At 71.7% G+C, this 22,299-nt stretch carries 22 protein-coding genes; 15 read left to right on the plus strand and 7 right to left on the minus strand.

Annotated features, from left to right (window positions below; all coding sequences use genetic code 11):
• The first annotated feature begins 13 nt into the window (after positions 1-13).
• The 5 genes from HDA32_RS02430 (at position 14) to HDA32_RS02450 (ending at position 6,006) form a co-directional block, all read left to right on the plus strand.
• Entirely contained in the window at positions 14-1,633 is a 1,620-nt protein-coding gene (locus HDA32_RS02430; protein ID WP_218882297.1) for an FAD-dependent oxidoreductase, read from the plus strand.
• Between the two features lie 147 nt (positions 1,634-1,780).
• Positions 1,781-3,052 (plus strand): glycosyltransferase 87 family protein, encoded by a 1,272-nt coding sequence (locus HDA32_RS02435; protein ID WP_179641612.1) that lies wholly within the window; start codon positions 1,781-1,783, stop codon positions 3,050-3,052.
• A complete protein-coding gene (locus tag HDA32_RS02440) occupies positions 3,037-3,969 on the plus strand; it encodes an ATP-binding cassette domain-containing protein (RefSeq protein WP_179641613.1) in 933 nt (310 codons plus the stop codon). The genes HDA32_RS02435 and HDA32_RS02440 overlap by 16 nt, the downstream gene beginning before the upstream one ends.
• 19 nt (positions 3,970-3,988) lie before the next feature.
• The gene (locus tag HDA32_RS02445; protein WP_218882298.1) at positions 3,989-4,816 is read left to right on the plus strand and encodes an ABC transporter permease; all 828 of its coding nucleotides are present in this window, start codon (positions 3,989-3,991) and stop codon (positions 4,814-4,816) included.
• Positions 4,817-5,304: 488 nt separating this feature from the next.
• On the plus strand, positions 5,305-6,006 hold the full coding sequence (locus HDA32_RS02450; protein WP_179641614.1) for an AfsR/SARP family transcriptional regulator: 702 nt from the start codon (positions 5,305-5,307) through the stop codon (positions 6,004-6,006).
• Between the two features lie 27 nt (positions 6,007-6,033).
• Here the strand turns inward: HDA32_RS02450 and HDA32_RS02455 are convergent, their stop codons facing one another.
• Positions 6,034-6,948, minus strand: coding sequence for a hypothetical protein (locus HDA32_RS02455; protein ID WP_179641615.1), 915 nt, complete (start codon positions 6,946-6,948; stop codon positions 6,034-6,036).
• A 196-nt stretch (positions 6,949-7,144) separates the two neighbouring features.
• Between HDA32_RS02455 and HDA32_RS02460 the strand changes: the two genes are divergently transcribed.
• Together HDA32_RS02460 and HDA32_RS02465 are read left to right on the plus strand one after the other, a co-directional pair.
• On the plus strand, positions 7,145-8,770 hold the full coding sequence (locus HDA32_RS02460; RefSeq protein WP_179641616.1) for an FAD-dependent monooxygenase: 1,626 nt from the start codon (positions 7,145-7,147) through the stop codon (positions 8,768-8,770).
• Positions 8,771-8,780: 10 nt separating this feature from the next.
• On the plus strand, positions 8,781-9,905 hold the full coding sequence (locus tag HDA32_RS02465; protein WP_179641617.1) for a nucleotide disphospho-sugar-binding domain-containing protein: 1,125 nt from the start codon (positions 8,781-8,783) through the stop codon (positions 9,903-9,905).
• Positions 9,906-9,909: 4 nt separating this feature from the next.
• Here the strand turns inward: HDA32_RS02465 and HDA32_RS02470 are convergent, their stop codons facing one another.
• The 6 genes from HDA32_RS02470 to HDA32_RS02495 all read right to left on the minus strand — a co-directional run bounded on the left by HDA32_RS02470 (position 9,910) and on the right by HDA32_RS02495 (position 15,253).
• A complete protein-coding gene (locus tag HDA32_RS02470; protein WP_179641618.1) occupies positions 9,910-11,139 on the minus strand; it encodes a macrolide family glycosyltransferase in 1,230 nt (409 codons plus the stop codon).
• Positions 11,140-11,194: 55 nt separating this feature from the next.
• On the minus strand, positions 11,195-12,493 hold the full coding sequence (rfbH, locus tag HDA32_RS02475) for a lipopolysaccharide biosynthesis protein RfbH (RefSeq protein WP_179641619.1): 1,299 nt from the start codon (positions 12,491-12,493) through the stop codon (positions 11,195-11,197).
• Complete coding sequence (locus HDA32_RS02480; protein WP_179641620.1) at positions 12,490-13,491, minus strand: Gfo/Idh/MocA family protein; 1,002 nt, start codon at positions 13,489-13,491, stop codon at positions 12,490-12,492. Before HDA32_RS02480 ends, rfbH begins: the two co-directional genes overlap by 4 nt.
• Positions 13,488-14,528 carry a ketoacyl-ACP synthase III family protein gene (locus HDA32_RS02485; protein ID WP_179641621.1) on the minus strand — a complete coding sequence of 347 codons (1,041 nt, stop codon included), beginning with the start codon at positions 14,526-14,528 and terminating at the stop codon, positions 13,488-13,490. The genes HDA32_RS02480 and HDA32_RS02485 overlap by 4 nt, the downstream gene beginning before the upstream one ends.
• A 105-nt stretch (positions 14,529-14,633) precedes the next feature.
• Positions 14,634-14,888 carry a hypothetical protein gene (locus HDA32_RS02490; protein WP_179641622.1) on the minus strand — a complete coding sequence of 85 codons (255 nt, stop codon included), beginning with the start codon at positions 14,886-14,888 and terminating at the stop codon, positions 14,634-14,636.
• Positions 14,885-15,253 carry an ArsR/SmtB family transcription factor gene (locus HDA32_RS02495; RefSeq protein WP_179641623.1) on the minus strand — a complete coding sequence of 123 codons (369 nt, stop codon included), beginning with the start codon at positions 15,251-15,253 and terminating at the stop codon, positions 14,885-14,887. Before HDA32_RS02495 ends, HDA32_RS02490 begins: the two co-directional genes overlap by 4 nt.
• Positions 15,254-15,487: 234 nt before the next feature.
• Here HDA32_RS02495 and HDA32_RS02500 point away from each other — a divergent pair, with 234 nt between their 5' ends.
• The 8 genes from HDA32_RS02500 to HDA32_RS02535 all read left to right on the plus strand — a co-directional run bounded on the left by HDA32_RS02500 (position 15,488) and on the right by HDA32_RS02535 (position 22,298).
• Positions 15,488-16,858 carry a cytochrome ubiquinol oxidase subunit I gene (locus HDA32_RS02500; protein ID WP_179641624.1) on the plus strand — a complete coding sequence of 457 codons (1,371 nt, stop codon included), beginning with the start codon at positions 15,488-15,490 and terminating at the stop codon, positions 16,856-16,858.
• Between the two features lie 2 nt (positions 16,859-16,860).
• Entirely contained in the window at positions 16,861-17,811 is a 951-nt protein-coding gene (cydB, locus tag HDA32_RS02505; protein ID WP_179641625.1) for a cytochrome d ubiquinol oxidase subunit II, read from the plus strand.
• A gap of 32 nt (positions 17,812-17,843) precedes the next feature.
• Positions 17,844-18,611: a hypothetical protein gene (locus HDA32_RS31275; RefSeq protein WP_179641626.1), complete on the plus strand. Its 768-nt coding sequence runs from the start codon at positions 17,844-17,846 to the stop codon at positions 18,609-18,611.
• Positions 18,612-18,726: 115 nt separating this feature from the next.
• Positions 18,727-19,062 carry a TcmI family type II polyketide cyclase gene (locus HDA32_RS02515; protein ID WP_179641627.1) on the plus strand — a complete coding sequence of 112 codons (336 nt, stop codon included), beginning with the start codon at positions 18,727-18,729 and terminating at the stop codon, positions 19,060-19,062.
• The gene (locus tag HDA32_RS02520; protein ID WP_179641628.1) at positions 19,059-19,487 is read left to right on the plus strand and encodes a cupin domain-containing protein; all 429 of its coding nucleotides are present in this window, start codon (positions 19,059-19,061) and stop codon (positions 19,485-19,487) included. Before HDA32_RS02515 ends, HDA32_RS02520 begins: the two co-directional genes overlap by 4 nt.
• Complete coding sequence (locus HDA32_RS02525; protein ID WP_179641629.1) at positions 19,484-20,743, plus strand: beta-ketoacyl-[acyl-carrier-protein] synthase family protein; 1,260 nt, start codon at positions 19,484-19,486, stop codon at positions 20,741-20,743. The genes HDA32_RS02520 and HDA32_RS02525 overlap by 4 nt, the downstream gene beginning before the upstream one ends.
• Before the next feature lie 14 nt (positions 20,744-20,757).
• Positions 20,758-22,041 (plus strand): ketosynthase chain-length factor, encoded by a 1,284-nt coding sequence (locus tag HDA32_RS02530; RefSeq protein WP_179641630.1) that lies wholly within the window; start codon positions 20,758-20,760, stop codon positions 22,039-22,041.
• A complete protein-coding gene (locus HDA32_RS02535) occupies positions 22,038-22,298 on the plus strand; it encodes an acyl carrier protein (RefSeq protein WP_179641631.1) in 261 nt (86 codons plus the stop codon). The genes HDA32_RS02530 and HDA32_RS02535 overlap by 4 nt, the downstream gene beginning before the upstream one ends.
• The last annotated feature ends 1 nt before the right edge of the window (position 22,299 follow it).

Below are 22,299 nucleotides of genomic sequence, written 5' to 3' on the forward strand. Positions count from 1 at the left end.
TGGAGGGCGGAACGTGGTGCACCAGATCGACACGGACGTCTTGATCATCGGAGGGGGACTGGTCGGGCTTTCGGCGGCCGTCTTCACGGCGCATCAAGGGCTGCGGCCGGTTCTGATCGAGCGGCGCTCGGGGCTGTCACCGCATCCCCGGGCGCGCGGCGTCAATCCGCGGACCATGGAGCTCTTCCGGGGGGTCGGGCTGGAGGAGCGGATCCGCGGCACCGAGTCCGGCCGGGCGCTGGCCGGCAACAGTGGTGTCATCGCGATGGAGAGCCTGAGCGGGCGCCGCTTCGCCGAACTCCGGGAGGACTACCACGCGGACAGCGGCGCCGACTACGGGCGGTTCAGCGCGTGCGGATGGTGCCTGTGCCACCAGGACGAACTCGAACCGATCCTGCGGGACCGGGCCGCGGAGCTCGGTGCGGACCTGCGGTTCGGGGTCGAGCTGTCCTCATTCGAACAGGACGGGGAGGGGGTCTCGGCCGTGGCGCGCCGGGCGTCGGGGGAGGAGCTCGCGATCCGATGCCGGTACCTCGTAGCCGCCGACGGAGCGGGCGGCACCGTACGGGAGCGGTTGGGCATCGGCCGCACGGGGCGCGCGAACATGGCCCGGTTCGTCAACATCGCCTTCGAAGCGGATCTGCGGGAGGCGCTGGGCGACCGCCGCTTCATCCTGTCCTATGTCACGGCGGCGGGGACCCGGTGCGCCCTGCTCCCGGTCGACAACGCCCATCGCTGGCTGCTGCACGTCATGGACGACACCGAGGGGGACCCGGAGGCCTACGGCGAGTCGCGCTGCACGGAGCTGGTCCGGCTGGCCGCGGGGATCCCCGACCTCCCGGTGCACGTCCGCGGCGTGGTTCCGTGGCAGGCCTCCGCCCTCGTCGCCGACTCATTCACCCGGGGACGCGTACACCTGGTCGGCGACGCGGCCCATGTGATGCCGCCGAGCGGCGCATTCGGCTCCAATACCGGGGTGGCCGACGCGCACAACCTGGCCTGGAAGCTCGCCCTGATGGTCACCGGTGCGGCCGGCGCGTCGCTGGCGGCCAGCTATGAGGAGGAACGCAGGCCGGTGGCGCTGGCGACGGTACGCCAGGCGGTGCTGCGCTCGCAGGACCGCCCGAGGCTGCTGCGCGGCGGCCGGGGCGAGCCTCCGGCCGGACTGAGGCCCGATCCGGAGGTCATGTTCGGCTACCGGTACGCCTCCGCCGCGGTCCCGGGGGCGGTGCCCGCCGGCCCGGACGAGGTCTGGGGCGGCGTCGATCCGGGCGCCCCCGGGACGCGTGCCCCGCACGTACCGCTGCGCGGTGCCGCGGCGTCCACCACGGACCTGTTCGGCCCCCGGTTCACCCTGCTGAGTGCGCCGGGAGACGGCGCATGGGCCGCCGCCGCGCGGCGGACGGCGGAGAGGTACGGCGTCGAGGTGTCCTGCCGCACGGTCGGCCCCGGGGAGCCGGCGGCGGATGAGGCCGGTGCCTGGGCCCCCGCCTACGGGGTGGGCGCGGGCGGGGCGGTGCTGGTCCGTCCGGACGGCTTCGTGGCGTGGCGCTCGCCGGGGCCCCCGGTGGACGGGGCGGCCGGCGCGGTGGGCGACGCCCTGGCGGCGGTTCTGGGGCGGAGGACCTTCTGATCTGCACCCCGGCCCGCGTCGCCGTGCCGGGGCGGGTGCCTTCCATCGGGGCACCAGGGCGAGCCCAGGAGGGCGTGCGACCGTCCCTTCCGATGCCGCGGACGGTCACGAGGGGCCGGAAGCCCGGACAGAGGGAGGTGCCGGTAGGTGCTGAGGACGAACCGGAGGGACGTCGCGGAGGACACGGGGCCGTTCTGCCGCGCGGTGGAACGGCGGCCGCTCATCGCCTTGGTGGTCAGCAGTCTGGTCCTGACGGCGGCGTACTGGGCATGGCTGCTCATGGTGTCCCCCGAATGGGGCCAGGTCGACATGCGGATCTACCTGGACGCGACCGCCCTCATGCTGGACGGGGGCGAGCTCTACGAGGCCGAGCCGCCGTTCAACTATCCGCCGTTCGCGGCGTTCCTCTTCGTCCCCCTGGCTCTTCTGGGGGCGACGCCTTCGGCGGTGCTGTGGTACATCGCCAAGCTGATGTGCCTGCAACTCGTGGTGTGGTGGTACCTGGAGCGGAGAGGCACTCCGCTCCGCTCCCGGATGGCCCTCACGGTGGCGGCCGCCGCCCTGTTCCCGGTCTTCATGGAGCCTCTCTCACACGAGTTCTCCACCGGGCAGGTGAACCTGCTCCTCATGTGGATCGTCCTGGTGGACCTGATCCGTCCCCAGGGAGCGCGGTGGCGCGGCGTCCTGACCGGGATCGCGGCCGGGATCAAGGTGGTCCCCGCCCTGTTCATCGTCTATCTGCTGGTGACCCGGCAGTTCCGGGCCGCGGCGGTCGCCACGGGGACGTTCCTGGGCACGGTCGCGCTGGGATTCGCCGTGCTGCCGGGGACGGCCTGGACCTACTGGAGCTCGGTGCTGTGGACGACCGATCGGGTGCACGCGAATCCGGAGATCCCGCTGAACCAGTCGATCATGGGGGTGATCATCCGCTTCGCCCACACCGACGACGTCCGCCTCGTCTGGTTCCCGATCGCCGCGGCCTTCACCCTGGTGGTGCTGGCGGTGGCGGCGGGGCTGCACCGGCGGGGGAGCTCGCTGGAGGCGCTCACCCTCGTCGGTCTGGCCGTCCCCATGGCGACCCCCCACGCCTGGACCCACCACTGGGCGTGGCTGCTGCCCGCGGTCCTGCTGCTGTTCTCCTGGGGACGCGGTTCGGCCTGGCGGAGCCTGGTCGCGGTGCTGCTCTTCCTGCTCACCGTCGGCCGGACGTATCTGGCGGTGAACCTGCTCAATGGGCATGACCCCTGGTCACACCTTGGCGCGCTGGAGTTGAGCGGGCTTGAACAGCTCATGGCGGCACCGCTGGTGATCTTCGCCGTGGCGATGCTGGTGATCTCGGCCACGCGGCTGCGCGGACTTCCCGCACCCGCCGGTGATGAGGCCGGCGGAAACGAGGAGGTGGCGTGGACCGGCCGGTGATCGAAGCCGTCGGCCTCATCCGGGAATTCGGCGGGGTCACGGCGCTGGACGGGGTCGGGCTGCACGTCTGCGCCGGCGAAGTGCTCGGCCTGCTGGGGCACAACGGTGCGGGGAAGACGACACTCGTCGACATCCTGACCACGCTGATCCCCCCGACCGGGGGGACCGCGCGTGTCGCCGGGTGCGACGTCGTCGCAGAGGGGCGCGAAGTGCGACGGAGGATCGGCGTCGCCGGGCAGTTCAGCTCTGTGGACGTGCGGATGAGCGGGTGCGACAACCTGGTGTTCGTGGCGCGCCTGCTCGGTGCCGGACGTCGCGCGGCGAGGGAGCGGACTGAGCGGCTCCTGGAGGCGTTCGGCCTGGCCGAGGCGGCGGGCAGGCCCGCAGCGGAGTACTCCGGCGGCATGCTGCGGCGTCTCGATCTGGCGGCCTGCCTCCTCGGGAGCCCGGAGGCGGTGTTCCTGGACGAGCCGACCACCGGGCTGGACCCGGCGGGGCGCGCCGCGCTGTGGAGCGTGGTCGAGGAGCTCGCCGCGGAGGGGTGCGCCGTCCTGCTGACCACGCAGTACCTGGAGGAGGCGGACCGCCTCGCGGACCGGATCACGGTGCTGTCCCGGGGGCGTGTGGCCGCAGAGGGGACGGCGGCCGAGCTCAAGGCTGGCCTGGGCAGCCTGAGCGTGTCGCTCTCCTTCGGCTCGGGGGCCGACCGCGGCGCCGCCCTGCGCGTCCTGCGCGAGGCCGGGTTCGATCCTTACGGCGACGGAGAGCGGACCGTGGTCCCCATCGATGCGCCGCGGATGCTGGCCGGTGTCGTCCGGTCCCTCGACGCATCGGGTCTCGAACCCTCCAGGATCTCCCTGGACGAGCCGACGCTCGACGACGTCTTCGCCGCATTGACGCGGCGACCGGCCCCATGACCAAGGAGGCGTTCACGTGGTGACCGAGACGGTCGCGTCCGCTGCGGCGGTGCGGGGCGGCACCGGACCGCGCTGGGAGGGCACCGGGCTGGCGGGTCAGGTGCGCGTGTTGGCCGGCCGGTCGCTGCGTTCCCTGCGCTCCCCCCGGATGCTGCTGATCAGCCTGGTCCAGCCGCTGATCCTGCTGACGCTGTTCAGCCAGATGTTCCGGAGCATCATCGAGGCGCAGGGATTCCCGGCCGGGATCTCCTACATCGACTACCTGACCCCGGCGATCCTGGTGACGACCGCGGCGCAGACGGCGATGTGGACGGGGACGGGGATCGCGGACGAACTGCGCGACGGCGTCCTGCCCCGGCTCCGCAGGCTGCCGGTGAACCTGGCCGCGGTCGTCATCGGGCGCAATCTGCACGACGCAGTCCGGATCGCCATGCAGGTGGGGGTGCTCACCGTGGTGGCCGTGGCGCTGCTGGGCCACCGCCCGCCGGCGGGGATCGCCGGAGCGCTGGCGGCGATGGCCGTGGCGGTGGTGATCGGAACCGCCCTGTCCGGGATCTTCCTCGCGCTGGGCACATGGCTGCGTAACCCCGAGCTCCTCCAGATGGTGGGGGTGGCGGTCGTGTTCCCGCTGATGTTCGTCTCGACGGCGTTCGTCCCGCTCGCCGATCAGCCGGGTTGGCTCGCGACGCTCGCGTCGGCGAATCCGATCACCTATGCCATCGAGGCGGCGCGAGGGCTGGTGCTGGGGCAGGGCGGAGGCGGTTCCCTCCTCGTTGTACTGGGGGTTTCGGCGCTTCTCGAAGTGGCGGGATGTCTGGTCGCCTCTGCCCTGATTCGGAGACCGTAAAGCTTATCCCACTGAGAGTGATCAATCCACTGATATTCGGGTTCCCCATAGGGCTTGGTGCGTGTTTTCGTGCCTGATGTCGCTTATGGGGAGGATGGCCGGTCCTGGACGCCGGGCCCCTGCGTGACCACTGGGATTCGGGAGGGATTTTAATTACAATCAAGATAATTGTGCGAAAAAGATGTCAATAGGGTGACATGGGCTTTTCCGGTCCATGGTCCGCAACATTGCTTCTGTGTTCCTCTCGACAATCGAAAAAGGGGCTGTCCCGGAGTCGTCGAGGAAGAACGGCCGGCAGTAGTCCGGTCGGGCCGCTTTGGCCGCGTTCTCAGCCGCCTGCTCTGCGTTCCATCGGGGAGCAGTGGAGCGCGCTCAAGGGCGAGCCGACTCTATGGAGGGTGCGATCTGTGGTGGAAGCGGCGGACCGGATGGTGGGCGACATCCGATTCTCGATCCTCGGGGCGTTGGAAGTCGGTGCGGCAGGTCGGATGAGTGCGCCCAGCGCGCCTCGCCTCCGGCAGGTTCTCGCCCTCTTCCTCGCCCGCGAGAACCAGACGGTCACACGGGACGCCGTCATCTCCGAGATGTGGGGCGAGTCGCCCCCCAGGACCGCGGTGGCGACCGTCCAGACGTACGTGTACCAGCTCCGGCGGGGGGCCCTGTACGCGGAAGAGCTCATCACGCGACCGGGCGGGTACGTGCTCATCGTTCCCGAAGGGGCGCTCGACCTGCATCACTTCGAGGCGCTCGCGGCCGAGGGGGAGACGCTTCTCCGGCGGGGCCGCACCAGGGAGGCGGCCGGGAGGCTCGGTCAGGCGCTCGATCTGTGGAAGGGGGAGCCCCTCTCCGACACCCCCAAGGGTCCGACGCTGAGCGCCTATGCCGCCGCGCTGCAGGAGCGCCGCAGACAGGTGCTCATGCAGCGGATCAACGCCGACATGCTCTGCGGGGACGACTACCGGGTGATAGGTGAGCTGCGCATGCTCATCCAGGCCGACCCGTACAACGAGTGGTACCACGAGCAGTTGATCAAGGCGCTTTTCCGGTCCGGGCGGCGCTGGGATGCGCTGCAGAGCTACCAGGAACTGGAACGGCTGCTCAGCGACGAGCTCGACCTGCCCCCCTCGGACCGGCTGCGGCGCCTCTACGCGGAATTCCTGGGGGGCGGCCACATCCGAAGGGTCGGGTGAGGCCGCTCCCCAGCGGTCTCTGTCGGATCAGCACAGCTCGACGACGCTGTACGCCCCCTGGGAGGCCTGCGTCTCACCGGTGTAGGGGTCCTTTACGTGCGAGAGGATGCTGAACAGGCCGGTGGGAAGGCCTTCGACGCGCACTGTGCCGCGTCGGCCCGGGGAGATCGGCAGCATGCCTCCGAACCGCTCTTGGACGTAGGGCTCGGGCAGGGGGGAGCCGGAGCGGAGCGAGTCATAGTAGGCGGCCACGTCCTCGGCGGTCTTCCCGTCGATCAGCTTGCGCAGAATGATCTCCTGGGGGAGCGGCGTCTTGTTGTCGAAGCGGATGACGGAATCCGCCGGGAACCTGCCGCGTATGTCGAAGACGGGCCCGTCCGTGGTCTGGCGTGCGGTGAGGCGCACATCGGCGCGCAGAGGCGGGGTGTCGACCCCCGGGCCGGTCACCTCCACCGGGGCGACGTGGAACGGAGGGCGGTCCGGCACCCACTGGGCGGCCGCCTCTCCCAGGTGGTAGGTGGTGTCGCGGAGGCACGTGGTGTAGATCGTGCGGCGGCCGGGGTACACCGCGGCACCGCCGTTGAAATCGACCTCCCGGTACAGCGCGCGCCTCGCCGGCAGGGCGATCTCCGGGTCGTCGGAATTGCCGGCCGTGATGAGCTCGATGGCTCGTTCGATGGTGGTCCCCCGGCGCATGCGCAGGATCGAGAAGTAGTGCCCTGATTCGTCCCGGGTGGTCGCGTGGAAACCGGTCACTCCCGCCCGCAGCGGGCCTGAGGGGGAGAGTTCCCAGCCTTCATGCGTCAGGGTCACGTCCACCCGGGCCGGGCGGGGGCGTCCGCCGGGTGCGCCCGCGGCGGCGGCGGGCGCACCCGCGGCGGGCAGGGAAGCGAGGGTCAGCGCGGCCGCTCCACCGAGGAAACGGCGCCGGGGCATGGTCATCTGCCACCTCCATGTCGGGTCGTCCCACGTTTTTGCCAGTGCCCACTCGAAGCGGACTCGTGCGGGACCTGAAGAGGAGGAGGGCCCGCGTGCCCGAGCGCGCGCACAGCGGGCTTCGAGCGGGTGCGGCGACCATGCACGGGCGGCGCCCCCGAAGGGCGGGACCGCCACCGAATCACCCTGCAAGGGAGGACTCATGTACGACGAGGAAACACCGGTGCTCATCGTCGGCGGCGGGCTCGCGGGCCTGTCCGGCGCGCTGTTCCTCTCCCATCACGGCGTACCGGTTCTGCTCGTCGAGCGGCGTGGCGGATCGATGGTCCACCCGCGCGCACGCAGCATCAATCCCCGCAGCATGGAGCTCTTCCGCCAGGTCGGCCTGGCCGGGGCGATCGAGGAGAACCGCTCCTACTCCAGCCACTCCGAGAGCATCCTCTTCCGTGCGCGGACGCTGTCCGGGCCCGAGCGTTTCCGCTCTCCGCTCGACCCGCCGAGCACCATCGGGGAGATCACCCCGGCGGAATGGGCCCCGATCGACCAGGACCGGTTGGAGGCGGTGCTGCGCGACGCCGCCCTTGAGCGGGGCGCACGGGTCCGCTTCGGGACCGAGCTGGTCGGTCTGGAGCAGGACGGTGACGGCGTGACGGCCCTGCTCCGCGAGCGCGAGTCCGGCGAGGAGCGGCGGGTGCGGGCGGCCTATCTGGTGGCGGCCGACGGCAACCGGAGCCGGATCCGGCGCTGGGAGGGGATCGGGACCCATGGGAAGGGAACGCTGGGGCACACGTTGACGTTCGTCTTCGAGGCCGACCTCAGCGGCCCCCTTCGAGGGAGGCGCCTCGGCGTGTGCCACCTCGACCGGCCTCGGACGGGGACCGTTCTGCTGCAGCACGACGGGGAGCGCCGCTGGGTGTTCAGCACGCCCTATTCGCCCGAGGACGGGGAGTCGCCCGAGGAATTCGGGGACGACCGCTGCACGGCGCTGGTGCGGGAGGCGGTCGGCGTGCCGGACCTCCGGGTCCGGGTGGTTCCGCAGATGGAGGACGGAACGAGGGTGCTCGGCTATGAGCTGGCGGCGCGTGCGGCCGACCGGCTGCGCAGCGGCCGAGTGCTGCTCGTCGGGGACTCCGCGCATGTCATGCCGCCGACGGGGGCCTTCGGCGCCAGCACCGGCATCGCCGACGCGCACAACCTCGCCTGGAAGCTCGCCGCGGTGCTGCGTGGAGAGGCCGGCCCTGCCCTGCTGGACACCTATGAGCAGGAGAGGCTTCCGGTGGCCGAGCTCACGGTGGAGCAGGCGCTGGCGCAGCTACACGGCCGCACCGCGGAGCGAGGCGGGGAGGAATCGCCGTTCGTCGCCTACGACTACTACGCGACGGTCTTCGGCTATCGCTACGTCTCGGCCGCTGTCGTGGGCGGGCCCGGCGGGGAGCTGCCCCCGGCGCTGCACCCGGCCGAACTCGACGGGTCGCCCGGAACCCGTGCTCCCCATGTCGCGATCGGCGTCGCTGGGCAGCGGCGCTCGGTCCTCGACCTGTTCGGCGAGCGCTTCGTGCTGCTGGCCGGCGAGCGCGCCGACGGGTGGGCCGACGGTGTGCGCGGTGTGGCCGCCCGCTCAGGGGTGCCGGTCGGCGTCCACCGCGTCGGCGCCGACCTGCACGATCCCGACGGGGCCTTCGCGACCGCCTACCGGCTCGATGCGCGCGGCGCGGTCCTGGTGCGTCCGGACGGCTTCGTCGCCTGGCGGGCGGACGGGCCCGCCGAAGCACCCGAAGCCGTCCTGGACGGCGTCATGCGGCGCGTGCTCTGCGCGACCGGTGCGTGAGGAGGATCGCGTGCGTGTACTGATGGCGTCCTTCCCCGTGGTCTCCCACTACTTCCCCATGGTCCCCCTCGCTTGGGCGCTGCGCGCCGGCGGACACGAGGTGCGCGTCGCCTCCTCCCCTTCTCTCGGGGACGCCGTTACGGGCTCCGGGGCCGTCGCCGTTCCGGTCGGCGACACCCTCGATACCGCCGCCTTCTGGCGCGGCCCCACGCAACGGACGCCGGACCGCAGGAGCCGAGCCATGGCGATGTTCGCCGCCGTGGCCGAGGAGATGCTGCCCGACCTGCTCGGCTTCGCATCGGACTGGCGGCCCGACGTCGTCGTGTACGAGCCGCGCGCGTACGCGGGCCCGGTCGCGGCCGCGGTGCTCGGCGTCCCGGCCGTCGGCCACCTGTGGGGGGCGGACCGGACCGAGGAGCGGTGGGCGCTGGAGCGCGGCGCGCTGGAGCCTCTGCTCGACCGTTACGGCGTCGGCGAGATCGCGCCGCTGGGCGAGATGGCCGTCGACCCGTGCCCACCGGCGCTGCAGGCCCCCGGCCGGGGAGAGCGGATCAGGGTTCGCTATGTCCCCTACAACGGGCCGGGGAGCGACCTCGCCGACGGGGACCGGCCAGGACGCCCGCGACTGTGCGTCACCTGGGGGACGACCTACCGGTGGGCTGAGGGACCGCATCCGGTCCAGCAGGTCCTGGACGCCTTGGCGGGCGAAGCGGTGGAGGTCGTCCTGGCCGTCCCGCCACGGATGCGCGCGGAGCTGGCCGTGCCGGACGGGGTCGAGGTGGCCGAGTCCAGGCCGCTGCACCTGCTGCTGCCGTCGTGCGACGGCATCGTCCACCACGGGGGTGCGGGGACCGCCATGACCGCGGCGGTCCACGGCCTGCCGCAGCTCGTCGTTCCATGGGTGACCGACGGGGAGTATCTCGCCGGGCGCGTGGTCGCCGCGGGGGTGGGCACCGCCGTTGACCGCGGTGCCCTCGGCGACCCCGCAGAGGTGCTGCGCGCGGCGACGCGGCTGCTGGACGACGCCGACCTGGTGGCGGGGGCTCTGCGACTGGGCGAGCAGATCGCGCGGCAGCCGCCGCCGGCCGCGGCGGTCGCCGAGCTGGAGAGGCTGGTCGGGGCGGGCGGGGCGTGAGGCGTCAGCGGCCGTCCCCCACGGCCCTTTCCGCGCAGGTGGCGGAGGCGTCCTCCTCCAGCAGCCTTTCGAGGGCGTCAGCCGCCGCCGCGGGACCGCCGGCCCCTCTCGTCCGCTCGCGCATCGTGTCGAGGGCGGAACGGATGTCGTGCCGGGACGAGACGGCCTCCACGGCGGCGCGCAGCCGCTCGGCGTCCGCCTCCCCGGGGCGGATCCGGACGCCGAGTCCCAGCTCCTCGACGCGGTCCGCGGTGATGGCGTGCTCGGGGGCCGAGGCCATCACCACCATCGGGACGCCGAAGTGCAGGGATTCGGTCACGCTGTTGGTGCCTCCGTGCGTCACAAAGGCGTCCGCACCGGCGAGGACCCGCAACTGGGGCAAGGAGGGGGCGGCGTGCATCCAATCGGGCAGGCCGGCCGGCGGCCTCCGCCCGCCCAGGGACATCATCACCCGCCACGCGCCGTCGCCGAACGCCCGGCGGACCGTGTCCACCATGTCCGGCCAGAGGTCGACGACGGTGCCCGGGGAGAGGTAGACGGTCTTGGGGCGCCGAGGGGAGGAGGGGGCGGCGAGGCTCCGTCCGGCGGTCGCCTCGGCCGGCACGGCCGAACCGATGAAGCGGAACGGGCCGTTGAAGGTCGCGCCGGCGGGGTGGAACTCCCGGGGCATGACGACCAGGACCAGGCGCTCGTCGCGGGCGAACAGCTCACGGGGGCTCAATCGCACCCCATAGGCGGTGTTCAACCGGTCGATCACCTGCGCGATCCCGGCGAAGCCCGCGTCGAGCACGTCCCGCATGGCCGCGTAGTGCTCCGTGCGCATGGGGGAGAAGTGCTCGTTGCCGACGTAGCTGCCGACGATCATGGCCGCCGGCGGGCGGTGCGCCCGGGCCAGCACGCGGCCCCAGACGCAGGTCATGTCATAGACGAGGACATCGGGCGGCGCGGCGCCGATCCGTTCGCAGACCTGCGGCAGGACGTGCTCGGCCTCACCGGCGAGCCACAGCGGCACGCGGGCGAAGCGCGCGACGGGATCGGGTTCGGACTTGTAGCCGTCCGGTTCGGCGAGAGTGATCGGGCGCAGCCGTGCGCCCACCGACCGGACGGCCTCGCGGTAGTCGGACGGCAGGTCGTAGACGACCTCGTGCCCCCGGCGCACCAGTTCCCCCGCGATCGGCAGGGTCGGATTGACGTGGCCGGTCATGGGGGACGGCAGCATCGCGTACAGCGCCATCGTTGAGGGATCCTTCCCGTGTGCTTCCGGCGTCTCGGCGTTCAGCGCTCGGCGTTCAGCGCTCGGCGGTGAACTCTTTGAACGACGCGATCACGTAGTCGAGCATCTCCGGTGTCAGGCCGGGGTGGACCCCGATCCAGAAGGTGTGCTCGGTGATCACGTCGCTGTTGGTCAGGTCCCCGTGGACGCGGATGCGCTGGTTCTGGTAGGCGGGGTGGCGCAGGAGGTTGCCGGCGAACAACTGGCGGGTCGCGATCTTGCGCGATTCCAGGAACGCGACGAGCTCGCGCCGCGTGAACGGCGCGTCCGGGAGCACCGTGATCGCGAAGCCGAACCAGGAGGGATCGCTCCCGGGCGTCGGCGAGGGCGGCAGCAGGCCGGGGAGTCCGTCCAGCCCTTCCCGCAGCCGGCGCCAGTTCCGTCTGCGGGCCTCCCCGAACGCGGGCAGCTTCTTCATCTGGGTCAGGCCGAGGGAGGCGTGCAGGTCGCTGCTCTTCAGGTTGTAGCCGACGTGGGAGAAGATGTACTTGTGGTCGTACCCGGCGGGGAGCGTGCCCTGCTGCTGTGCGAAGCGCTTGCGGCAGCGGTCGTCCTCCCCGGGGGCACACCAGCAGTCGCGCCCCCAATCGCGCAGGGACTCCACGATTCTGGCCAGCGTGATCTCCCTGGAGAGGACGCAGCCACCCTCTCCGGTGGTGATGTGGTGCGCCGGGTAGAAGCTGACCGTCGCCATGTCGCCGAACGTGCCGGTGTTGCGGCCCCGGTGGGTCGAGAGCAGGGCGTCGCAGTTGTCCTCGATGAGGAACAGGTCGCGCTCCCGCGCGATGCGGCCGATGTCCTCGGCGGGGAAGGGGTTGCCCAGGGTATGGGCCAGCATGATGGCCCTGGTGCGCGGCCCGATCGCGGCCTCGACGCGCTCGGCCGTCGTGTTGTAGGTGCCCAGGTCCACATCGACGAAGACGGGCACGAGCCCGTTCTGCAGCAGCGGATTCACCGTCGTGGGGAAGCTCGCGGCGACGGTGACGACCTCGTCCCCCGGGCGAAGGCGGACGTCCTCGAGGCGGGGGGAGGTCAGCGCGGAGGCGGCGAGCAGGTTGGCCGAGGAGCCGGAATTGGTCAAGTGCGCCTTGCGGACGCCGACGGTGCGGGCCAGCGCCTGCTCGAACCGCCGCGCCGCGGGACCGGAGGCGATCCTCATGTCCAGCGCCGTCTCCACGAGCGCGGCGCAGTCCTCGCTGTCGAGCACCGCGCCGGAGGACAGGACGGGGGTGACGCCGGGGACGAACCCGGTGTCGGCGTGAGCGGTGTCGAAGTGGGCGCGGGCCTGTGCGAGGAGTTCTTCCTTCGTCGTCATCGCGGTCTCCGTTCGGGGCGCTCCGCAGTCGGCCGCGCCGCCGCGCGGATGGCGTCCAGCAGCCGTGCGGTCCGCAGCGTGGGGGCCTGGTGGCCCGCCGTGGACTCCTGTCCGCGCACCTGAGCGGCGAACGCGGCCAGGGTGGCGGAGTCCTGGTCGTCGGCGGGTGCGGCGATCGTGCGCGTCTCGCCCTTCCGCTCGACGGTGAGCTCCGGTCGCAGTTCCGGGGGCGGCGCCGCGGTGCGGGTCGCCGTGATGCGCCCCGCTGAGCCCCACAGCGTGTAGCCGCTGGTGTAGGCGTGCTCGAATCCGTAGGCGAGGTGGACGTCGACCCCGTCGGGGGTGCGCAGGAGGGCGGCGCCAGAGGTGTCGACGCCCGTCTCCGGGTCGGTGCGCAGCACCGCCCCTTCGACCGACAACCCGGGGCCGGCGAACCGGACGGCCGCTCTGACCGCGTAGATCCCCAGGTCGAGTAGTGCGCCTCCGCCGAGTTCCGGCCGGTACCGGATGTCCTCCGCGGGGAGGGGCGGTATGCCGTAGGCGGCGGAGAAGGAGCGCAGGGCGCCGATCTCGCCGTCGGCGACGAGGCGCTCCACGACCTTGTGCTGCGCGTGGCGCGGGGCGGTCATGTTCTCCATGAGCACCCGCCGGCTGGAGCGCGCCTGCGCGACCAGTTCAACGCTGTGCCGGTAGCAGCAGGTCAGGGGCTTCTCCACGAGGACGTGCTTGCCGTTGCGCATGGCCCGGTGGGCCCATTCCCGGTGGAGGGCGTTGGGCAGGGGAATGTAGACGGCCTCGACATCGGGGTGTTCGAGCAGCGCGGCGTAATCGGGCATGGGGTCAGCGGAGAAGCGCGCGGCGAACCGCTCGGTGCGGTCCGGATCGCGTCCGGCCACGGCGGTGATGTCCACACCGGGCGTGCGTTCGGCCGCAGGCAGCATGCGGCGCCACGCGATCGAGGCGCACCCCATCACTCCGAGGCGCAGTCGGTCGCTCATGCGGAGTCACCCTCCCAGGGGGTCAGCACCTCGACGACCGCGCACGCCAGAGAGAGGCCGGCGCCGACGCCGAGCATCAGCACGAGGTCGCCGCCGCGCAGCGCACCGGTGTCGAGGAGGTGGTGGAGTCCCGCGAACTGGTCGCAGGTGCCGAGGTGGCCCACGCGACGGCCGAACTCCAACATTCCCTGATCGATGTCGAGGCCGAGTGGAGAGAGCGTGCGTTTCAGGAAGCGCTCATGCCCCCAGTGGACGTGGGTCACCCGGGTGATGTCGGAGATCTCGGCGCCCGCGTCCGCCATCGCCCGTTCGACGGTGGCCGCGGTGGCCGCTCCGATGAGCTCTCCCTCGCTGAGCAGCATGGCCTCGCTGCTCTCGGCGAACCACATGGCTCGTGCGCGGAGGTCGATCGGGCGGCCCGTGGAGCCGTTCGGGGGGAAGAGCGGCTCGTCGCCGCGGTGCAGACCCTCCAGCGCCGGGACCGCGGAAGAGGATACCGAGCGCACCCGGGCGAAGCCGGACCGGGAGGACAGGACGACCGCGGCCGCGCCGTCGCCGACGGCGACGTTGTTGGCGAGGCGCCAGCGGTCGATCTGCGGGACGGTGAAGTTGTCGGCGCCGGTGAGGAGCACCGCGGGCCGATCGGACGCGTGGGCCAGGTGGCATCCGGCCAGCGCCAGGCCGCTCACCATCGCGTTGCAGCCCTGCTGGAGGGCGAAAGCGGGAGCGGTGCCGCCGACCGTCTCCCGCTGGATGTAGTTCTGCGGGGTCCACAGATCCGGGCCCTGGTGGTAGGCATGGGTGTGCAGCAGGAGCCCGATGTCCTCCGGTGCGTGCCCGGCCCCCTTCAATGCCGACAAGGCCGCCCGTACGGCCAGGTCGGGTGCTGGGACGGCGCCGGCGACGGTCACCGACTCCCAGCCGGAGATCTCCCTCTCGTCGTCGGAGAAGGCGCCGTCGGCGATGGCGTCCCGCACGGTCACCGGAGGGGGAAGGTGGACCCCCAGGCCCGCGATGTACAGATCCTGAAACTTCACGAGGCTCCCTGAATCCGAACTGGCCGGATGGTCATGGACGCGGTCTGTCCGGCAGGGTGCCGCGCGGTGTTGGAGGAAGAGTGGAAGCGGACTGGAGGGGACCGGTCACCCGACGTCGCGCAGCAGCTTCTCCAGTGCGGCGATGCGGTCCTCCAGCCGCTTGACGGTGTCGGTGAGCTCGGCGGTTCTCGCGGCGGCGGAACGCTGGGCCTCGGCGGCCTCCTCGGCGAGCGCGCGGTACTCCTCCTGGCGTCCCCCGTGGATGCGGGCCTGCCGCACTCGGGACACCTGGATGATGCTGATGATGACGATCAGGCCGGTAACCGTGATCGATGTCACCAACAGGGCGAGCTCGGTCATGTCTTGTTCCTCTCAGAGCCGTCGTTTTCGCGTTCCGCGGCCGATCCGGCGGAACGATCATCGCTCAGCGTGGGGACGAGCTCGGCGATCGCCTCCGGCGTGAGCTTCAGGGCGAACGGGGCCGCCCGGAACCATTTCTTGGCCTTGCCGTCGTCGGAGAGCTCCAGTGAGCCGGCGACCAGCCCGAACGCCTCCAGGCGTTTCAGGTGCAGGTGTGTCAGCGGCCGGCTGATGCCGAGCTCGCGTGAGAGCAGGCTGACGTATTTCCGCTCCTCGGAGAGAGCGGCCAGGATGCGCAGCCTCTGCGGGTTCGCCAGCGCTGAGAGCACCCCTAAGAGGGCGTCGCCGGTCGGCGCTACCTCCATGGGCGGAACCTCCTATCCTCTCGCTCCGAACATGTGTAAGATTCTTCTTACACATGTATGGCTGTCATGATGTGTGACTGCCTGTGCTGACATCTTAAAGAAGACGAGTCGCTTTCAGAAGTTCGTCCGCCAGTTCAGGGGCGGTGCGGCCCCAACAAGGCTCCACAGATCGTCGAGCACGACGCGGCACGGTCGGACGGCAGGCGAATACACGTGAGGGAGGACGGAATCCGGATGGAAGCACTGGAACTCGCGCGGTGGCAGTTCGGGCTGACAGCGGGACTCCATTTCCTGTTCGTCAGCCTCACATTGGGCATGGCGCCGATCATCGCCTACATGCAGACCCGGCACCTCTTCACCGGCAGGGAGGTGTTCGACCGCCTCACCCGGTACTGGGGCCAGGTCTACGTCATCAACTACGCGCTGGGCGTGATCACCGGCATCGTCATGGAGTTCCAGTTCGGCGTGAGCTGGAGCGGCCTGGCGCACTATGCGGGCGACCTGTTCGGGGCGCCGCTCGCCCTGGAGACGATCAGCGCCTTCTTCCTCGAATCCACCTTCCTCGGGGTGTGGATCTTCGGCTGGGGAATCCTCCCCCGGTGGCTGCACCTGGCCTCGTTCTACGTCGTCACGGCCACCGCCTACCTGTCCGCCTTCTGGATCATGAGCGCCAACGGGTTCATGCAGAACCCCGTCGGCTTCCGGCCCCGGGAGGACGGCACGCTCGAACTCACCGACTTCGCGGCGGTGCTGGCCAACGAGGGAGCGCTCCCGGCGCTGGGGCACGTGTCGGCGGCCTCGCTCGGGGTCGGCGGCTTCTTCGTCGCCGGGGCGTCGGCCTGGCACTTCCTCCGCGGCACCGCCGAGCGTGAGCTCTTCCGTCGCTCATTGCGCACCGGCGTGGTGGTCGGCTGGCTGGGGGTGTGGGTGGCGGTGGTCTCCGGCTTTCCCCAACTCGCGTTCACCCAGGGGCAGCCGGGCAAGTCGGCCGCGCTGGGCGGCGACGGCGACGCGCTCGCCCGACTGCAGGCGGAGCTCACCGAGCAGGTCGGATACGCGGTATCGGTCCCGCCGGTGTGGCTGTCGGCCCCATTCCTGGTGATGCAGTCGATCGGCTACCTGATGTGGGTGATCGGGACCATCGCCATCGTCCTCTTCTACCGAGGGTGGCTGGAGCGGAACAGGACCATGCTGTACACCCTGCTCTTCGTCGTTCCGCTGCCCTACGTCGCCGTCTTCTGCGGTTGGATCATCCGGGAGATGGGCCGCCAGCCCTGGCTCATCCACGGTGAGGTGACCGTCAACCAAGGGGTGACCGACGCGAGCACCGGCTCCATGCTCTTCTCGCTGATCGCATTCGTCACCGTGTTCGGGGTCCTCGCGGTCGTCGACGTGGTCCTCATCTGGGGCGCGGTGCGCCGGGGCCCGGACCGCGCCTTCCTCGGCGAGAACGAGGCCGGGGAGCGCATCGCCGCGGGCGCCGTTGGCGATACGGGTGACCGAGACGTCGTCATCCCGCTGAGCGATGCGGTGCCGAGCGAGCAGCGCGCCTCGCACTCCGGTACCGAGCCCGGCCTCCGGAGCCAGTCGGCAGGGAAGGAATGAGCATGGACGTCATCTGGCTGAGCGTGCTGGGGCTGGTCCTTTGCGGCTGGTTCGTGCTGGACGGGTTCGCGGTGGGCCTGGGCGTGCTCCATGCCTGGATCGGCCGCGATGACCGCGAGCGCCGGACCCTCCTGGCGGGCGTGGGACCGTTCTTCCTCGGCGGGGAGGTGTGGCTGGTGGTCGCCGCGGGCGTGCTGATCGCCGCCTTCCCCGCCCTCGAAGTGGAGGTCTTCACCGCGTTCCGGCCGCTGATCGTGCTGCTTCTGATCGCCTGGGCCGTCCGCAGCGCATCATGGTGGATGCGCAGCCGCAGGGAGGACGAGGGGTGGCGGCGCGGCTGGGACGCCGGAATCACCGCCGGCAGCATCGGGTTCGCGGCGACCTGGGGGATGCTGCTGGCCAACCTCGCCCGCGGCGTCCCCTCCGAGACGCCTTCGGTGCTCGCGCTCTTCGACCCGCTCGCATCGCTGGGAGCGGTCACCGTCGTGCTGCTGCTCGCCGTGCACGGCGCGACGTTCGCGTCGATCCGCGTGCGCGGGGAGACGGCCGAGCGCGCCCGGACCGCCGCACGCGTGATGGCGCCGCTCGCCTTCCTCGCGTTCGCCGGGACCGCGATGTGGGTCGTCTACGCCGAGGGAGTGGCGGCGGAGGGGGGCGCGGCCGCGATCGTCCTGTGCGCTGTCGGGGCGGTCGCCGTCGGCGCCGTGTGGCCGCTGCACCGGATGCGGACGCCGGCCGCGTTCGCGGCCAGCGCGGTGGCCGCCGCGGCCCTCCCGCTGTCGGTCGGCGTGGCCCACAGCGGCGCGCTGCTGGGGCACGCGGCGTCGGTGGACGTGCTCACGCGATTGGCACCCATGGTCCTCCCGGTCCTGTTCCTGGCGCTGTCGACCCAGGTCTTCGTGTGGTGGATCTTCCGGCGGCGCGTCGGACCGGGCACGGTCCGCTTCTTCTGACGGTGCACGAGCGCGGAGCGAAGGTGTCGAAGATGCTGGACCATGAGAGGGTGCCCGGTGCGCGGCGCGCCCGCCTCGTCGCTGTCCGCGGGGGCGCCCGCCTCGACCCGCTTCTGGTCGGCGAGCCTCTCGCGGCGTTGGCCGACGCGTGCGCCGTCCTGCCCGCCCCGCCGTTCGGGTACGTCCAGATGACCCCGAGGGACGGCCGGTCGGTGGTGGAGGACGGCTCCGCGCCGCTGGAGGGCTCCGGCTCGGTGTCCACGCGGGCCTGGGCGGTGCGGTGGGGCGGACGCGCCGACCGTGTCGGCCCGGTGCTCAACAACCTGCCGCCGGGGGCGGTCGACGACGCCGTCACCGAATACGCCGCGCAGGCGCGTCGCCTCGGCGACCGGCCTCTCCGGCTGGTCGTCGCGGTGCAGCGGTTCCTCGTCCCCGAGGTGACCCTGCTCTGCCGGGCCGCCCCCGGCTGCCGCTCCGTCCGGCTGCGCGGCTGCTGGGGTCTGGCGGAGGCGCTCGACGGCGCTCCGCACTTCGACGAGTGGCTGCTGGAGGGTCCGGACCTCGATCTGCGTGAGAGCCGCGTCGCGGCGAAACTCACCGCCACCGCGGCGGGGGCCGCGGGCACCCGGAGGGTGGCGGTCCGGCCGGGCTATCGGGTGCGCAACGTCCTGCACCTCCCCGCGGTGCGGGCGATCGCCGGTCAGGCCAGGGTGATCGCGAAGTCCCTGCGCCGACCGGTCGAGGTCGAGGTCGGAGTGCGCGCCGACGGGAACTGGCTCCTGGCCTGCTCGCCGGAGTGACGGCGGCGGCCCACTCCGCGGCTCAGCGCGGGTGGAGGCCGCTTCGAGTCCGCTTCCAGAGGCCGTTGCCACGGTGGTGGAGACAGCAGCACATGTCTTCTCCCGGAGGTCATCCGTGCATCGGACGCTCATCGTCGCCCGAACCGTCCCCGAAAACATTTCCGCGATCGCCGATGTGTTCGCCGAGTCCGACGACTCCGAGCTTCCGCACATGATCGGGGTCTCACGCCGGACGCTCTTCTCCTTCCACGATCTCTACTTCCACCTGGTCGAAGCGGAGCACGACATCACCCCCGGTCTCTACCGGGCTCGCAGCCACCCGCTCTACCAGGACATCAACACCCGGCTCGCATCGCTGGTCTCGCCCTACGACCCCGGCTGGAAGGAGCCGAAGGACGCCATGGCCGCGCCCTTCTACTCCTGGACCCCGGAAGGGGGGCGGGGTCGATGACGGCCGCGTCGCGCACCAGGGTCAGCGCGGCCGACGCCACCCCGAATCGCAGGCGCGGCGGCGACATACGCGTCACGCTCAGCCCGAAGACCGTCGGGTCCACCTCCGGATTCGGCGGGGTCCTCCGGCTGGCCGCGGGCGAGTACGTGACCGAGCACTACCACCCCTACTCCGAAGAGTTCCTCCATGTCGTCCAAGGGGATCTCACGATGGAGCTGAACGGGGAGGCGGTCTCGCTCGGGCCCGGCGACTCGCTCCTGGTGCCCATCGGCGTCCGCCACCGGCTGACCAACGCCGGTGCGGGGGAGGCGCGCGCTGTCTTCCACCTGTCGCCGCTGGCCCCCAGCCCCGACCTGGGGCACGTGGACACCGAGGAGCCGACCGCGCCGGCTGAGGCGGGCCCCGAGGTCGGTGGGCCGAGATGACCAGGACCGCCGTAGTCACCGGGATCGGCGTGGTGGCCCCCGGGGGGATCGGGCGGGAGGCGTTCTGGGAGTGCCTGGCGGAGGGCCGTACCGCGACCCGGACCATCACCCTCTTCGATCCGGCGGAGTTCCGCTCCAGGATCGCGGCGGAGGCCGACTTCGATCCGCATGCGGCCGGGCTCACGCATCAGGAGATCCGGCGCATGGACCGGGCCTCGCAGTTCGCGGTGGTGAGCGCCCGTGAGGCGGTTGCGGACAGCGGGCTGGACACCGGGGAGACCGCCGCCGAGCGGATCGGCGTGGCGATCGGCAGCGCGGTCGGCTGCACCATGAGCCTGGAAGAGGAGTACCGGGTTCTCTCGGACAGCGGCCGGCTCCGGCTGCTCGATCACGCCTACGGCACACCGCACCTGTACGGCCACATGGTGCCCAGCACCATCGCCGTGGAGGTCGCCCGCGACGTCGGGGCCGAAGGAGAGGTCTCCCTGGTCTCCACGGGGTGCACGTCGGGCCTTGACGCCGTGGCCCGCGGCGCGCAGATGATCACCGGCGGCACGGCCGACATCGCCGTGGCGGGGGCCACCGACGCCCCGCTCTCGCCGATCACCTCGGCCTGCTTCGACGCGATCAAGGCGACCTCGCCCAACAATGGCGACCCCGAGCACGCATCGCGGCCGTTCGACGCCGACCGCGACGGATTCGTCCTGGGCGAGGGGGCCGCGGTGCTGGTCCTGGAGGAGCGCGAAGCGGCCCTGCGCCGCGGCGCGCGGATCTACGCCGAGATCGCCGGTTTCGCCAACCGCAGCAACGCCTTCCACATGACGGGGCTGAAGCCCGACGGGCGGGAGATGGCGGAGGCGATCCGCGTCGCGCTGGGGCGCGCGCGCATGGCGCCCGACGACGTGGACTACATCAACGCGCACGGTTCCGGGACCAAGCAGAACGACAGGCACGAGACCGCGGCGTTCAAACGCGCCCTCGGCGATCGCGCCTACCGGGTGCCGGTCAGTTCCATCAAATCCATGGTCGGGCACTCGCTCGGCGCCATCGGCTCGATCGAGGTGGCCGCCTGCGCCCTCGCGCTCGAACGCCAGGTCGCCCCGCCGACAGCGAACCTGTACACCGCCGACCCGGAGTGCGACCTGGACTACGTCCCGCGCACGGCGCGCGAGCACGGCATGGACGCCGTGCTCAGCGTCGGCAGCGGATTCGGAGGCTTCCAGAGCGCGATGCTCCTGCGCCGGTCGGCGGCCTGACGAACGGAGAGCGGATGACAACGCCCACCAAGGAGACGGCGGCGGTGGTGACCGGGATCGGTGTCGTCGCGCCGACCGGTGTGGGGACCGAGGAGCATTGGCGATCGGTCCTCGCCGGGAAGTCCGGCATCGGGCGCATCACCCGGTTCGACCCCTCCCCTTACCCCGTGCGCCTGGCCGGCGAGGTCCCCGGCTTCACCGGCAAGGGGCGCATCCCCAACCGGCTGCTGCCGCAGACCGACCGGTGGACGCACATGGCGCTGGCCGCCGCGGACGAGGCGCTCGAAGACGCCTGCATCGACCTGGGCCGCCTGCCCGAGTACGAGATCGCGGTGGTCACCTCCAGCTCCTCGGGCGGTACGGAGTTCGGCCAGCAGGAGATGGAGCGGCTCTACCGCAACGACCCGTCCTGGGTCAGCGCCTACCAGTCCATCGCCTGGTTCTACGCGGCGACCACCGGCCAGATCTCGATCAAGAACGGCGCGCGGGGCCCTTGCGGGGTCGTGTGTACCGAGCAGGCGGGCGGGCTCGACGCCGCCGCACAGGCGCGCGGGCTGCTGGAGACCGGGTCGCGGGTGGTGCTCACGGGCGGCACCGACGCATCCCTGTGCCCCTACGGCGTGGTGGCGCAGATGTCCACGGGGATGCTGTCGACGGCGGAGGACCAGGGTCGGGCCTTCGTTCCCTTCGACGAGGCGGCGTGCGGCTACGTCCCCGGCGAAGGCGGCGCGATCCTCGTCGTCGAGACGGCGGCGTCGGCCGCCGAACGGGGCAGAGGCGGGGGCTACGGAACGGTGCTGGGGCACGCGGCGGGCTTTGCCGCCGACCCCGGTGCGAGCCGCCGGGTCCTCGCCGCGGTGATCCGGCGCGCACTGCGTGATGCGGGCACGGACCCCGGCGACGTGGACGCGGTGTTCGCCGACGCGATGGGCACCGCCGAGCAGGACCGAGCCGAGGCTCAGGCCATCACCGACGTCTTCGGCCCGGGGGGCGTCCCGGTGACCGCGCCGAAGACGCTGACCGGGCGGCTCTACGGCGGAGGCGCCCCTCTGGACATGGCCACAGCCCTGCTGAGCATGCGCGACGGGGTCCTGCCGCACACCGTCGGTCCGAGCCGGAAGGCCGCCGGGTGCGACATCGACCTGGTACTCGATCGGCCTCGGGACACCGAGTTGCGGGCCGTGCTGGTCCTGGCCCGCGGGCACGGAGGCTTCACCTCCGCGCTGGTGCTGGGACGCCCCGAGGAGGATGACGCGCCGGTGAGCCGGCGGAACCGAGATGAGGGAGAGAACAGATGAGCGGATTCACCATCGACGATCTCAGATCGATCATGGCCACGGCGGTCGAGGTGGACGAGGACGTCGACCTGAACGGCGACATCGCCGGTACCGCATTCGACGACCTGGGCTACGACTCGCTGGCCGTCATGGAGGTCGCGGCGCACGTGCAGCGCGCGACCGGGGTGCGGATCACCGACGAGGCCGCCGGGGACCTGCCCACCCCCGGCGACATGGTCGCCTACGTCACGAACCGACTCACCGCAGCGGAGGCATGAG

The sequence above is a fragment of the Spinactinospora alkalitolerans genome (assembly GCF_013408795.1).
GTDB classification, from domain to species: Bacteria; Actinomycetota; Actinomycetes; order Streptosporangiales; family Streptosporangiaceae; genus Spinactinospora; species Spinactinospora alkalitolerans.

Bases quoted from the DNA above. Each gene is read 5' to 3' on its own strand.
- HDA32_RS02450 (WP_179641614.1), top strand. From the start codon at position 5,305: ATGAGTGCGCCCAGCGCGCCTCGCCTCCGGCAGGTTCTCGCCCTCTTC.
- HDA32_RS02455 (WP_179641615.1), bottom strand. From the start codon at position 6,948: ATGACCATGCCCCGGCGCCGTTTCCTCGGTGGAGCGGCCGCGCTGACC.
- HDA32_RS02460 (WP_179641616.1), top strand. From the start codon at position 7,145: ATGTACGACGAGGAAACACCGGTGCTCATCGTCGGCGGCGGGCTCGCG.
- HDA32_RS02470 (WP_179641618.1), bottom strand. From the start codon at position 11,139: ATGGCGCTGTACGCGATGCTGCCGTCCCCCATGACCGGCCACGTCAAT.
- rfbH (WP_179641619.1), bottom strand. From the start codon at position 12,493: ATGACGACGAAGGAAGAACTCCTCGCACAGGCCCGCGCCCACTTCGAC.
- HDA32_RS02480 (WP_179641620.1), bottom strand. From the start codon at position 13,491: ATGAGCGACCGACTGCGCCTCGGAGTGATGGGGTGCGCCTCGATCGCG.
- HDA32_RS02490 (WP_179641622.1), bottom strand. From the start codon at position 14,888: ATGACCGAGCTCGCCCTGTTGGTGACATCGATCACGGTTACCGGCCTG.
- HDA32_RS02495 (WP_179641623.1), bottom strand. From the start codon at position 15,253: ATGGAGGTAGCGCCGACCGGCGACGCCCTCTTAGGGGTGCTCTCAGCG.
- HDA32_RS02500 (WP_179641624.1), top strand. From the start codon at position 15,488: ATGGAAGCACTGGAACTCGCGCGGTGGCAGTTCGGGCTGACAGCGGGA.
- cydB (WP_179641625.1), top strand. From the start codon at position 16,861: ATGGACGTCATCTGGCTGAGCGTGCTGGGGCTGGTCCTTTGCGGCTGG.
- HDA32_RS31275 (WP_179641626.1), top strand. From the start codon at position 17,844: ATGCTGGACCATGAGAGGGTGCCCGGTGCGCGGCGCGCCCGCCTCGTC.
- HDA32_RS02520 (WP_179641628.1), top strand. From the start codon at position 19,059: ATGACGGCCGCGTCGCGCACCAGGGTCAGCGCGGCCGACGCCACCCCG.
- HDA32_RS02525 (WP_179641629.1), top strand. From the start codon at position 19,484: ATGACCAGGACCGCCGTAGTCACCGGGATCGGCGTGGTGGCCCCCGGG.
- HDA32_RS02530 (WP_179641630.1), top strand. From the start codon at position 20,758: ATGACAACGCCCACCAAGGAGACGGCGGCGGTGGTGACCGGGATCGGT.
- HDA32_RS02535 (WP_179641631.1), top strand. From the start codon at position 22,038: ATGAGCGGATTCACCATCGACGATCTCAGATCGATCATGGCCACGGCG.